Annotated in this window: 10 protein-coding genes; 6 read left to right on the forward strand and 4 right to left on the reverse strand. The window is 70.9% G+C overall.

The window, feature by feature from the left end:
* Positions 1-59: 59 nt before the first annotated feature.
* On the reverse strand, positions 60-323 hold the full coding sequence (locus ACFWFI_RS33550) for a WhiB family transcriptional regulator (protein WP_031093859.1): 264 nt from the start codon (positions 321-323) through the stop codon (positions 60-62).
* Positions 324-974: 651 nt separating this feature from the next.
* Here ACFWFI_RS33550 and ACFWFI_RS33555 point away from each other — a divergent pair.
* The 3 genes from ACFWFI_RS33555 (at position 975) to ACFWFI_RS33565 (ending at position 3,837) form a co-directional block, all read left to right on the forward strand.
* Positions 975-1,475, forward strand: coding sequence for a cysteine dioxygenase (locus tag ACFWFI_RS33555; protein ID WP_387397743.1), 501 nt, complete (start codon positions 975-977; stop codon positions 1,473-1,475).
* Positions 1,476-1,555: 80 nt separating this feature from the next.
* A complete protein-coding gene (gene cofD, locus ACFWFI_RS33560; protein WP_387397746.1) occupies positions 1,556-2,512 on the forward strand; it encodes a 2-phospho-L-lactate transferase in 957 nt (318 codons plus the stop codon).
* The gene (locus tag ACFWFI_RS33565; protein ID WP_387397749.1) at positions 2,509-3,837 is read left to right on the forward strand and encodes a coenzyme F420-0:L-glutamate ligase; all 1,329 of its coding nucleotides are present in this window, start codon (positions 2,509-2,511) and stop codon (positions 3,835-3,837) included. The genes cofD and ACFWFI_RS33565 overlap by 4 nt, the downstream gene beginning before the upstream one ends.
* Before the next feature lie 9 nt (positions 3,838-3,846).
* On the opposite strand, the gene ACFWFI_RS33570 is transcribed toward ACFWFI_RS33565, so the two are convergent.
* The 3 genes from ACFWFI_RS33570 to ACFWFI_RS33580 all read right to left on the reverse strand — a co-directional run bounded on the left by ACFWFI_RS33570 (position 3,847) and on the right by ACFWFI_RS33580 (position 7,591).
* A complete protein-coding gene (locus ACFWFI_RS33570) occupies positions 3,847-4,851 on the reverse strand; it encodes a DNA-3-methyladenine glycosylase family protein (protein WP_387397752.1) in 1,005 nt (334 codons plus the stop codon).
* Positions 4,852-4,969: 118 nt separating this feature from the next.
* On the reverse strand, positions 4,970-6,061 hold the full coding sequence (locus ACFWFI_RS33575) for a mannose-1-phosphate guanylyltransferase (RefSeq protein ID WP_387397754.1): 1,092 nt from the start codon (positions 6,059-6,061) through the stop codon (positions 4,970-4,972).
* A 78-nt stretch (positions 6,062-6,139) separates the two neighbouring features.
* Positions 6,140-7,591, reverse strand: coding sequence for a peptidoglycan recognition protein family protein (locus ACFWFI_RS33580; RefSeq protein ID WP_387397757.1), 1,452 nt, complete (start codon positions 7,589-7,591; stop codon positions 6,140-6,142).
* A 140-nt stretch (positions 7,592-7,731) separates the two neighbouring features.
* Here ACFWFI_RS33580 and ACFWFI_RS33585 point away from each other — a divergent pair, with 140 nt between their 5' ends.
* The 3 genes from ACFWFI_RS33585 to ACFWFI_RS33595 all read left to right on the forward strand — a co-directional run bounded on the left by ACFWFI_RS33585 (position 7,732) and on the right by ACFWFI_RS33595 (position 11,960).
* Positions 7,732-8,484 carry a TIGR03089 family protein gene (locus tag ACFWFI_RS33585; RefSeq protein ID WP_387397759.1) on the forward strand — a complete coding sequence of 251 codons (753 nt, stop codon included), beginning with the start codon at positions 7,732-7,734 and terminating at the stop codon, positions 8,482-8,484.
* A 181-nt stretch (positions 8,485-8,665) separates the two neighbouring features.
* The gene (locus ACFWFI_RS33590) at positions 8,666-10,033 is read left to right on the forward strand and encodes an LCP family protein (RefSeq protein WP_387397762.1); all 1,368 of its coding nucleotides are present in this window, start codon (positions 8,666-8,668) and stop codon (positions 10,031-10,033) included.
* 223 nt (positions 10,034-10,256) lie between these two features.
* Positions 10,257-11,960, forward strand: coding sequence for an LCP family protein (locus tag ACFWFI_RS33595; RefSeq protein ID WP_387397765.1), 1,704 nt, complete (start codon positions 10,257-10,259; stop codon positions 11,958-11,960).
* Positions 11,961-12,087: the final 127 nt, after the last annotated feature.

The raw sequence follows: 12,087 nt of genomic DNA on the forward strand, positions 1-12,087 counted from the left end.
CCCTGCGTACAGGGTGCGGCCCCCAGGCCATCGCGGTCCCGGCGTCCGGGTGCGCAGGGTCAGATGGCCGCCTTCTTCAGGCGCCGCCGCTCACGCTCGGAGAGGCCGCCCCAGATCCCGAACCGTTCGTCGTTGTTGAGGGCGTACTCAAGGCATTCGGAGCGGACTTCGCAGGCGAGACAGACCTTCTTGGCCTCGCGGGTGGAGCCGCCCTTTTCAGGAAAGAAGGACTCGGGATCGGTCTGGGCGCACAGCGCGCGCTCCTGCCAGCCGAGCTCTTCGTCCGCGTCCTCGACCAGCAGTTGCTGGAACAGCTCGGTCATGTGCGCCCCTCGTCTGTCTCTTGCGTCCCCGTGATGCGGCCGTTATCGATGCGGCCGAACGACACGAGTGAAATTACAAGTGTGTAGCTTCGGGCCAGTCAAGCGAAGATCTGCTATTGGCCTCGGTATTCACTCTGCGGAACCAAGCCTATGCGGAAAGTGTTCAAATCACCAAAAACCTGACATATGCCATCGGCGCCATCGCCTGTCGCTTCTCACCGAGTGAGACGAGCGGGCCTGCCTCGATGTTTCGATTCGATCACTGAAGCGACCAAGATCACAGTAGGGTCACGAGCCCCCAACCGCGTTTACGGACACGGTTGATGCGCCACCTTGCCGCTCCGGCAGGTGCCAAAACCTTTCTTCACCCCCTTCAACCGGATGGGGTGAAACATTGCCGCCAAATCGGGCATTGAGTTGACAGAACGCACATCGGGCCGGTCTCCTTGACTTCATGCCAGCGACCGCAGCGATGTACACGACCCACGTCCGTGGGTTCCGTACCGCTGTCCAGGCCCGCTGTTGCTGTTCCAGCTGTCACAGCTGTTGAAGCCGTAGCGCTCCAGCTCTGATCCAGCCTTCTCCACCGCATTCCGGTCTTCGCGACACCCCCACGTACGCGCATCCACATGCCGAGGAACCACCGCAGCCATGAACAGCGACAGCGACCTCTCCATCGCCGGCGACATCCTCGAGGTCCAGCACCTCCTCCAGCCGGCCCGCCCCCACCCCTCCACCGTGGCCGAGTTCGTCGGACTCGCCCGCTCCATCGCCGCCGACCGCGACCGGTGGGCCCCGCTCGTCCGGTACGACACCACGACCCGCTGGTACCACCGGCTGCGCAGTGGGCCCGGCTACGAGGTGTGGCTGCTGAGCTGGGTTCCCGGCCAGGGCAGCGGACGCCATGACCACGGCCTGTCCTCCGGCGTACTCACGGTCCTGGAGGGCGAGTTGACCGAGCACACCGCGCGCGGTGCCCAGGCCCTGGGCTCCGGCGCCCAGCGCGTCTTCGCCCCCGGGTACGTCCACGAGGTCGTCAACGACTCCCTGGAGCCCGCCGTCAGCCTGCACATCTACTTCCCCGGCCTGACCGACATGCCGATGCATGCGGCACAGTGCGCTCCGGCCGCCCAGGACGTCGTACCGGCCTGACGGCCTGCGACCGCCCCCACAACCGACCGTCCCGCCACCGCCCCCACAACGATCAGGCTCCGCCTGACAGACTGTTGCGCATGCGCATTGTGGTTCTGGCCGGCGGTATCGGTGGTGCTCGTTTCCTGCGTGGCCTCAAACAGGCCGCGCCCGACGCGGACATCACGGTGATCGGAAACACCGGTGACGACATCCATCTGTTCGGACTGAAGGTCTGCCCCGACCTCGACACCGTGATGTACACCCTCGGCGGTGGCATCAACGAGGAGCAGGGCTGGGGGCGTACCGACGAGAGCTTCCGGGTCAAGGACGAGCTCGCGGCGTACGGCGTGGGCCCCGAGTGGTTCGGCCTCGGCGACCGTGACTTCGCGACCCACATCGTCCGTACGCAGATGCTCGGCGCGGGCTATCCGCTGAGCGCGGTCACCGAGGCGCTCTGCGCACGGTGGAAGCCGGGGGTCCGGCTGATCCCGATGTCCGACGACCGCGTCGAGACGCATGTGGCGGTGGACGTCGACGGCGAGAGCAAGGCGGTCCACTTCCAGGAGTACTGGGTGAAGCTGCGTGCCTCCGTACCGGCGCAGGCGATCGTGCCGGTAGGCGCGGACCAGGCCAAGCCCGCGCCCGGCGTGCTGGAGGCCATCGCCGAGTCCGACGTCATCGTCTTCCCGCCGTCGAACCCCGTCGTCTCCGTGGGCACCATCCTCGCCGTACCCGGCATCCGGGAGGCCATCGCCGAAGCAGGGGTCCCCGTCGTCGGGCTCTCCCCCATCGTCGGCGACGCGCCCGTGCGGGGCATGGCCGACAAGGTGCTGGCTGCGGTCGGCGTCGAGTCCACCGCCGCGGCGGTCGCGCAGCACTACGGTTCGGGGCTGCTCGACGGCTGGCTCGTCGACACCGTGGACGCCGGAGCGGTCGACGAGGTCGAGGCGGCGGGGATCCGCTGCCGCGCCGTCCCGCTGATGATGACGGACGTGGACGCCACCGCCGAGATGGCCCGCCAGGCCCTGGCGCTGGCCGAGGAGGTACGGGCATGAGCGGCGGACCCGCCGACGGGGCACCCTCCTACCGGGTGTGGGCCCTGCCCGGGATGCCCGAGGTGCGGGAGGGCGACGACCTCGCGAAGCTGATCGCCGCCACGGAGCCGGGCCTGGTGGACGGCGATGTCCTGCTGGTCACCTCGAAGATCGTCTCCAAGGCGGAGGGCCGGATCGTCGAGGCCACGGACCGGGAAGCGGCGATCGACGCCGAGACCGTCCGGGTGGTCGCCCGGCGCGGGACGCTCAGGATCGTGGAGAACCGGCAGGGCCTGGTCATGGCCGCCGCCGGGGTCGACGCCTCGAACACCCCGGCCGGGACGGTGCTGCTGCTGCCCGAGGACCCGGACGCCTCCGCCCGGACGATCCGGGACGGCCTGCGGGACACGCTCGGCGTCGAGGTGGGCGTCGTCGTCACGGACACCTTCGGCCGTCCCTGGCGCAACGGTTTGACGGACGTGGCGATCGGAGCCGCCGGGGTCAAGGTCCTGGACGACCTCCGGGGCGGCACCGACGCCCACGGCAATCCGCTGAGCGCCACGGTCGTGGCAACGGCCGACGAACTGGCCTCGGCCGGTGACCTGGTGAAGGGCAAGGCGTCCGGGCTGCCGGTCGCGGTGGTGCGCGGTCTCCCCCATGTGGTGGCGGAGGCCGGCACGTCCGAGGACGACGGCGCCCGGGCGATGGTGCGGGTCGCGGCGGACGACATGTTCCGGCTGGGCACGTCCGAGGCGGTACGGGAAGCGCTGAATCTCCGGCGCACGGTGCGGGAGTTCACCGACGAGCCGGTCGACCCAGGGGCCGTACGGCGTGCGGTGGCGGCGGCGGTGACGGCCCCGGCTCCCCACCACACGACACCGTGGCGGTTCGTCCTGCTGGAGTCGAAGGACGCGCGGACCCGGCTGCTGGACGCCATGCGGGACGCGTGGATCGCGGATCTGCGGCGGGACGGGCGCAGTGAGGAGTCGGTCGCCAAGCGGGTGCGGCGGGGCGACGTCCTGCGCAACGCGCCGTATCTGGCGGTGCCGTGCCTCGTGATGGACGGCTCGCACACCTACGGGGACGAGCGCCGGGACGCCGCGGAGCGCGAGATGTTCGTGGTCGCGGCCGGTGCGGGCGTGCAGAACTTCCTGGTGGCGCTCGCGGGTGAACGGCTCGGCTCGGCGTGGGTGTCCTCGACGATGTTCTGCCGGTCCGTGGTGCGTGAGGTGCTGGATCTCCCCGGCTCCTGGGACCCGCTGGGCGCGGTGGCCGTGGGGCACCCGAAGGCGACACCGCCGGCTCGGGCGGCCCGGGACGCGGGGGCGTTCATCACCGTGCGCTGAGGCGGACGGTTACAGCCGGGCGATGTCGCGCGGCGTCATCCGGGGCGCCCGGCGGGCCGGGGTGTTGCCCGAGAGCATGATCAGGCGGGTCGCGCGGTGGCGCTGGCCCTCGTACGGGGCCAGGAGCGCCAGCATCTCCTCGTCGTCGGCGTTCCGGTTGCCCGCGAGCGCGTGGCCGACGATGCCCGGCAGGTGGAGGTCACCGACCGTGACCGCGTCCGCCGCGCCGTTCGAGCGCTGCAGCGTCTCCGCCGCGGTCCAGGGGCCGATGCCCGGGATCAGCTGCAGCCGGGCCATCGCCTCGGGGAGCTCCATCGCGGCCGCCTCCTCCATGCGCCGGGCCACCCGGACCGCGCGGAGGATCGTGGCGGAACGCTTGGAGTCCACACCCGCCCGGTGCCACTCCCAGGAAGGGATCAGCGACCAGGTCCTGGCGTCCGGCATGACGTACAGGCCGTACGTGCCGAACGTCACGTCGGCGGGGCCGGGGGCGGGGGTGCCGTAGGTGCGGAGCAGCAGCCGCCAGGCGCGGTAGGCCTCGTCGGTGGTGACCTTCTGTTCCAGGATCGACGGGATCAGGGACTCCATGACCAGACCGGTGCGCAGCAGACGCAGACCGGGCCGGCGGTGCTGGGTCAGTGCGAGCAGCCGGTGGCGCGGGCGGAAGGCGTCCGGGGCGTCGCCCTCACCGAGCAGGGCCGGGAGCCCGTCCAGGAGCCATTGCGCGCCCGGCCCCCAGGCCGCCGCCGAGACCCTGCCGTCGTGGGACGCCGAGACGCGCAGGGTGCCGGCGCCCACCGGGGTGCGGGTCGCCCGCCAGAAGGATCCGTCGGGCAGCGCCCGGTAGGCGGGGTCCGCCGGGCCGCGCCGCAGCGGGCTGAGGACCAGCCGCAGGTCGAGCGGCCCCGGCGGTGTCCAGGTCCGGGTCCGCGACGGGGCGGACGCGGAACCGGCACCGGACCCCGGCTCCTGACGGGGCACGGCGGTGGTGCGGGGTACGAAGCGTCCTGCCACGGGTGAGGTCCTCGGTCGTCGGGGGTGCCTATCGAGGGTAAGGCCGACGCGGACCGTTCTCCGGTCGGCGAGGGGCGTTCACCTGTCGGAGAAGCCGTTCACCGGTCGGAGGGGCCGTTCACTGGTCGGACGAGAAGCGGACCGAGGCGTCCGGCAGGACCGCGCCGCACCAGACCCGGATTCCGTCACGCAGTTCGTTGTCGGCGCCGACCTGGGCGCCGTCCCCGATCACCGCGCCCGTGAGGACCGAACGGCTGCCGATCCGGGCACCGGCTCCGACCAGCGAGTCGGTGACCACCGCGCCGGGTTCGACGACGGCGCCGGCCAGCACGGTGGAGCCCGTGATCCTGGCGCCCTCGCCGATCAGCGCGCCCTCGCCGATGACCGTGCCGCCGGTGAGCTTGGCGTCGGCGGCCACGGAGGCGGTGGGCAGGACGAGCCGGTCGCCGCAGCGGCCGGGAACCGCGGGGGACGGGGCCCGGCCGAGGACCAGGTCGGCCGAGCCGCGGACGAAGGCCTGCGGGGTGCCGAGGTCCAGCCAGTAGGTGGAGTCCACCATGCCCTGGAGATGGGCGCCGGAGGCCAGCAGCCCGGGGAAGGTCTCGCGCTCCACGGAGACCGGCCGGCCGGCCGGGATCGTGTCGATGACCGACCGGCGGAAGACGTACGCCCCCGCGTTGATCTGGTCGGTGACTATCTCCTCGGGTGTCTGCGGCTTCTCCAGGAAGGCCGTCACCCGGCCCGTCGCGTCCGTCGGCACGAGGCCGAAGGCGCGCGGGTCCTCCACCCTGGTGAGGTGCAGGGAGACGTCCGCCCCGGAGGTGGCGTGCGCCGCGACCAGGGCCCGGATGTCGAGGCCGGTGAGGATGTCACCGTTGAACACGATGACGGGTTCGTCCGGGCCCGAGGCCAGCCGCGACGCCACGTTCCGGATGGCCCCGCCGGTACCGAGGGGTTCGCCCTCGGTGACGTACTCGATGGAGAGGCCGAGCGACGAGCCGTCACCGAAGTACGGCTCGAATACCTCCGCCAGGTAGGACGTCGCGAGCACGATGTGCTCCACCCCGGCAGCCCTGGCACGCGCCAGCTGGTGCGTGAGGAACGGCACCCCCGCCGCCGGAACCATCGGCTTCGGGGTGTGCACCGTGAGCGGACGCAGCCGGGTGCCCTTGCCACCGACCAGGAGGATCGCTTCTTTTGCCTCTGTCACAGCACCGTCTCTGCTTCCTGCTGGGGCCGGGCCTCGTTTCGGCTGGCCAGTGTATGCAGACCGTTCGGAGCCTCCCGGTCAGCGGCCCTGCAGCTTCGCCGAACTGGTCCGGGCCGTGCCGAGCTTCTTGTAGAGACGGATTCCTGGGCATTCGGTTGCGAACCCGTCGCGGTGCCCGGAGATGACGTTGAGTTTGGCCTTCGCGCCCTTCTTGTACTTGCCGCTGCCACCGGAGACGAGCGTGACCTTGCCCTTGGGGTTGCGGCCGAACAGTCCGAGCTTCCAGGCGGTGAGTTTGGCGATCGCGGTGACGGCGGCGGCCGGCGGGTTCTTCGAGCTGTACGTCCCGAGTACCGCGATGCCCATGCTGTTCGAGTTGAAACCGAGGGTGTGGGCCCCGAGGACCGCCTTCGTCACGCCTCCGGCGCGCCCTTCGTAGATGTTTCCGCACTTGTCGACGGCGAAGTTGTAGCCGAAGTCGCGCCAGCCGCTGCTCTTCACGTGGTAGCGGTAGATACTGCGCAGGACGGAGGGCGCCTGGGCGCAGGTGTAGTTGTTGCCGGTGGCGCTGTGATGGACGAAGGCGGCCTTGACGGTCGATGTGTAGGCGAAGGCGCGCTCGCGCAGGCTCTCGTCGGCGCCCCACCCCTTGCGGGTGACGATGCGCGGGCGCGGTCCCACGAACGGCTTGGCACCCGCTGCGACGACCGCCTGCTCCTCCGACTCGGCCTTGCTCAGGGCGGGGATCTCGGCGGCACCCAGCGGGGCGAGGTCGGCGTTGACCGCGGAGCTCTCGGCCGCGGCCATGGTGAGGCCCGCGGTCTCCGGGAGCGCGCCGGGCTGTGCCGCCGTGGCGGGCGTCGCCGTGCCCGCCGACGGGGTGACGCCGGTGACAGCGCCCGGGGTGCCGGTGGCCGGGGTGCCGGTGGCACCCGGCTGTTCCGGGTCGTCGCCCGGATCGACGAGTTCCACCTGGAGACCGGCGGGGAGGGGCGCGGCGTCGGGGGGGCCGCTTCGCGGTCCGGCGTTCTCGGAACGTACGCGTACCTCGACGCCGTCCGAGTCGCCGACCCAGAGGGGGGCGGTGGAACCGCGCACCGTGCCCGATTCACGCTCGGGGCTGCCCGCGTCGGCGGCGTGGTCGGTGTTGTGGGTCTCCAGGGACTGCCAGCCGGACCACTTGGTGGTGCCGGTCGCACGGGTGCGGACCTGGACGGTGCCGTGGAGTTCGGCGTCGGCGTCGTCCCAGATCACGCCGACGAGCGAGAAACGATGGGCGTCGCGCCGCAGCAGCCCTCGCGCTGCGTCCGGATGCATGGATTCGGTGGGTTCACCGGTGGTCCGCGGGACCGCGTCGGTGAGCGGCCGCAGGGGCAGTGACTGGGTCGAACCCGCGGGTTCGGCGGGTGCGGCCTCGGACGCCTGTGCGACCGGGGCCTGGGCGGGGGCGGCGGGTGCGGGCGCGGCGAGCGGGAGGGTGAGTGCCGTCGCGCAGGTGACGCCGATGGAGGTTGCAAGAAGTGCACGCATACAGGAAATCCTTGACAGATTCCGGCATCTCCGGCTACTGGAGTAATGCCGCCCCCAGTTGACGCACCGTCTGCCGAACCGGTGTACGAGGCACCCGTCGCGCCCCGCCGGTCCGGCGCCCGCCGCGTACCCTTGCGCGGATGAACGCCAGTGATCGCACCCCCGCCGACCTGCTGCGATCCGCGCTCGCCGCGGACCCTGCCCGTCCTCTCGTCACCTTCTACGACGACGCAACCGGAGAGCGCGTCGAACTGTCGGTGGCCACCTTCGCCAATTGGGTGGCCAAGACCGCCAATCTGCTCCAGGGCGACCTGGCCGCCGAGCCGGGCGACCGGCTCGCTCTGCTGCTCCCCGCTCACTGGCAGTCGGCGGTCTGGCTGCTCGCCTGCTCGTCGGTGGGTGTCGTCGCCGAGGTGCAGGGCGACCCGGCCGGCGCCGATCTGGTCGTCAGCGGGCCGGACACACTCGACCGGGCGCGCGCCTGCCGCGGTGAGCGGGTCGCGCTGGCCCTGCGCCCGCTGGGCGGCCGCTTCCCGCAGGCTCCCGAGGGGTTCGCGGACTACGCGGTGGAGGTGCCGGGCCAGGGCGACCGCTTCGCTCCGTACGCCCCGGTGGACCCGGCGGCCCCCGCGCTGACCGTGGGCGGCATCGGCCTGACGGCGGACCAGCTGGTCTCGCGGGCCCGCGAGGACGCGGCCGAGCTGGGACTCGGCCCGGGGTCCAGGCTGCTGACGGGCCGTACGTACGACACCTGGGAGGGGCTGTCCGCCGGACTCTTCGCGCCGCTGGCCGCCGGAGGCTCCGTGGTCCTGTGCCGTCACCTGGACCAGCTGGACGAGAACGGGCTGGCCAAGCGCGTCGAAAGTGAGCGGATCACCGCCACCGCGGTATGACAAGCGCCCCCAAGGCCACTCGTCCGGCCCATGGCGGGCCGAGCCCCCGGGACTGAGCACCGACGGCGGTACATGATCGGGCGGTGCGGTACAGACCACTCCGTCTGCATGCACAACCAAGCGTGAGGTTCAGCCGTCTACTCCTGCGACCGGCGGCCCATCGCGCCGCCGAACGTGAAGGATGGACGCAGACGTGAGCGACAGCCCCGGCACCCCGGCCGAACCGGACCGCCCGGACCACTCGGCCGGGGGCGAGCCGTCGGAGGGGTCGCAGGGCGCGTCCGGGGCGGCCCCGCGGGACGACGCGCCCACCGAGTCCTCCCAGGCCTCCGCGGCCGACGGCGGGCCGGGGGCGGGCGGCAGCGGGACCTGGGGCGAACGGCCCGCGCGCGGGCCGCAGGAGGGCAGGCGCCACTGGCTCCGCTGGACCGCTCTCGCCGCGTCGTTCCTCGTACTGGTCGCCGCCGGCGTCGGCTGGTGGCTGTACAAGAAGCTCGACGGCAACATCACGACCGACACGAGCGCCGCCGCCGAGCTCAAGGCGTACGAGAGGGAGCGCCCTCTGCCGATCGCGAGGGGCGCCCAGAACATCCTGCTCATCGGCTCCGACACCCGCTCCGGCGACAACAGCGCGTACGGACGTGACGACGGCGGCAGCCAGCGCTCGGACACCACGATCCTGCTGCACCTCGCGGCCGACCGCCGGAGCGCGACGGCGATGTCGATCCCGCGTGACCTGATGTCCGAGATCCCCAGCTGCCACACGGACGACGGCAAGGCCACGAAGGAGCAGTTCGCCCAGTTCAACTGGGCCTTCGAGCTGGGCGGCACGGCCTGCACGATCCGTACGGTCGAGAAGATGACCGGCATTCGCGTCGACCACCACATGGTCATCGACTTCAACGGCTTCAAGGACATGGTCGACGCCGTGGACGGTGTCGAGGTCTGCCTCAAGGCGCCGGTCGATGACACCGACGCCCACCTCAAACTCCCCGCGGGCCGGCAGAAGCTCGACGGCGAGGAGGCCCTGGGATACGTGCGGGCCCGTAAGTCGATCGGCAACGGCAGCGACACCGAGCGCATGGACCGTCAGCAGAAGTTCCTGGGGGCCCTCGTCAACAAGATGCAGAGCAACGGGGTGCTGCTGAACCCGACCCGGCTCTACCCGGTGCTGGACGCGGCGACCAAGTCGCTCACCACGGACCCGGGTCTCGATTCCCTGAGGGACCTGTACGACCTGGTGCGCGGGATGCGGAACGTGCCGACGGAGAAGGTGCAGTTCCTGACCGTGCCCCGGCAGGCCTACCACGCCGACCCGAACCGCGACGAGCTCGTGCAGCCGGACGCCGACCGGCTGTTCACGCAGCTGCGCAAGGACGAACCCGTCGCCGTGGTTCCCGCCGACAAAGTCAATTCCGGGGATTCACAGGCGGATCACAGCTCCGAGAAGGACCCGTCCGGGCAAACACCCGGCGATACGGACGGGAGCCCGACCCCAGCCCCCACCTATTCGGGGTCGAATGCGGCGGATGACCTGTGCGGCTCGTAAAACAATTCCCAAGCCATGGACGACAAACGGAGCGGAATAGGCAGAATGCCCGGTTGTAAAGAGCGTGGAATGTGTCACGCGCGTCCCCTGTGGCCGATTCCGCCGGATAGTGTGACGCGATCCGGTGCTCACGGCCATCAGGTCACACACGACCGGAACGAGCAACCGAGCGCCCTGCAGGGGGAAGCGTCTCGCGTGGCACCGACGGAGGATTCAGGCAACCGTGGACGCGCATAGTCGTGGGCGGGCGGACGAAATCGATCCCGCCGACCAGTGGGTGCTCAACCCGCGGACCGGCAATTACGAATTGCGACTGAACCACTCCGGAAGAGAGTCGTCCGCCCCTTCCCGCACACCGGTCCGGTCCGGCAGCCGGGGGGAATCCGCCTCCCCCCGTGGGGAGGTGCCCGCCCAGCGGAGCCACCGGCCGGCCGGGGACGGCCGCGGTCAGGAGCCGCCGGCCTCCCGCCCGGGCCGCAGGCAGCCGAAGTCGCGGCGGAGGAAGGCCCTGTTGTGGACCGGCGGGGTCATGGCCTTCGTGGTCGTCGCCGGATCGGCGGGGGCCTACGCGCTCTACCAGAAGCTCAACGGCAACCTCGACACCGTCGACGTCGGTGACGCGGGCAGCAAGAGCGTCGCCGCCGACGGCCCGCTCAACATCCTGATCATCGGCACGGACAAGCGGACCGGCGAGGGCAACGAGGGCTACGGCGACAAGGGCAGCACGGGCCACGCCGACACCAACATCCTCTTCCACGTCTCCGCCGACCGCACCAACGCGACGGCGATGAGCATCCCCCGGGACCTGATCACGGACATCCCGGACTGCACCACCAAGCAGGCGGACGGTTCCAGGAAGGTCATAGCCGGCACGCGGAACGTGCGCTTCAACGTCAGCCTCGGTCAGGAGGGGCGCGACCCCGGCTGCACGATGCGGACGGTCAAGAAGATCACCGGCCTGTCGGTCGACCACTTCATGATGGTCGACTTCAACGCGGTCAAGACCCTCTCCACGGCCGTCGGCGGCGTCAAGGTCTGCCTGGACAAGGCGGTGAAGGACCCCGACTCGCACCTCGACCTTCCCGCGGGCGAGTCCACGGTCGAGGGGGAGGACGCGCTGGCCTTCGTCCGTACCCGGCACAGCTTCGGAAATCAGAGCGACCTCGACCGGATCAAGGTCCAGCAGCAGTTCATCGGCTCGATGATCCGTCAGATGAAGTCCGACGACACGCTGACCGACCCGGGCAAGCTCTTCAAGCTCGCCGACGCGGCGACCAAGGCGCTCACCGTCGACTCCGGCATCGGGTCGATCAAGAAGCTGACCTCGCTCGCCCAGGAACTCGGCAAGATCGACACGAAGAACATCACCTTCGTCACGCTGCCGGTGAAGGACAACCCGGCCGAGCCGACGCCGGTCACCGTGGTCGTGGAACCGCAGAAGGCAGGACAGCTGTTCGCCATGATGCGTTCCGACACCTCACTCACCGAGGTGAAGAAGAAGGAGCAGGCGGCCAGGACCGAGCAGGCAGCGGTCCTCGAGGGCAGCAGGGCCGAGGCCGCCGACATACACGTCGACGTCCTCAACGGCGGCGACATCTCCGGTGCGGCGAGCGCGACCGTCGAATGGCTCCAGAGCGAACAGGGTGTCGCGCAGGCCACGAACAAGGCGAACGCCCCGGCGAAGATCGACAGGACGACGTTGGCGTACGCGCCGAACCAGACGGACCAGGCCCGCGCGCTCGCGGACATCATGGGCCTGCCCGCCACCGCGCTCAAGCAGGGGGCCTCCGACGCCGAAGGCCTTCAGGCGATGGTGCTGACCCTGGGAGCGGACTTCGACGGCGCGGGGGTCCCCGTCACCGGTCCGGCAAAGGCGCCGGAAGACATTCAGAGGGCCGACGCCGACAAGGCGGTATGCGCGAAGTGACGACGGGTCGTCGCGCCACAGCGGAATTCAGAGGAGCAGGGGGGTCCTGGTGGGACGGAGCAGCATGCGCGGGGAGGGGACACGGTCGCGCCAACGGCACGACGGGCCGCCGGGCGACGGCGGGGGC

It is taken from the genome of Streptomyces sp. NPDC060209, from assembly GCF_042728155.1.
Taxonomy (GTDB): domain Bacteria; phylum Actinomycetota; class Actinomycetes; order Streptomycetales; family Streptomycetaceae; genus Streptomyces.

What these genes read in the sequence shown, in the direction of transcription:
- cofD (WP_387397746.1), top strand. Translation starts at nt 1,556, where the DNA reads ATGCGCATTGTGGTTCTGGCCGGCGGTATCGGTGGTGCTCGTTTCCTG.
- ACFWFI_RS33550 (WP_031093859.1), bottom strand. Translation starts at nt 323, where the DNA reads ATGACCGAGCTGTTCCAGCAACTGCTGGTCGAGGACGCGGACGAAGAG.
- ACFWFI_RS33555 (WP_387397743.1), top strand. Translation starts at nt 975, where the DNA reads ATGAACAGCGACAGCGACCTCTCCATCGCCGGCGACATCCTCGAGGTC.
- ACFWFI_RS33590 (WP_387397762.1), top strand. Translation starts at nt 8,666, where the DNA reads ATGGACGCAGACGTGAGCGACAGCCCCGGCACCCCGGCCGAACCGGAC.
- ACFWFI_RS33580 (WP_387397757.1), bottom strand. Translation starts at nt 7,591, where the DNA reads ATGCGTGCACTTCTTGCAACCTCCATCGGCGTCACCTGCGCGACGGCA.
- ACFWFI_RS33585 (WP_387397759.1), top strand. Translation starts at nt 7,732, where the DNA reads ATGAACGCCAGTGATCGCACCCCCGCCGACCTGCTGCGATCCGCGCTC.
- ACFWFI_RS33565 (WP_387397749.1), top strand. Translation starts at nt 2,509, where the DNA reads ATGAGCGGCGGACCCGCCGACGGGGCACCCTCCTACCGGGTGTGGGCC.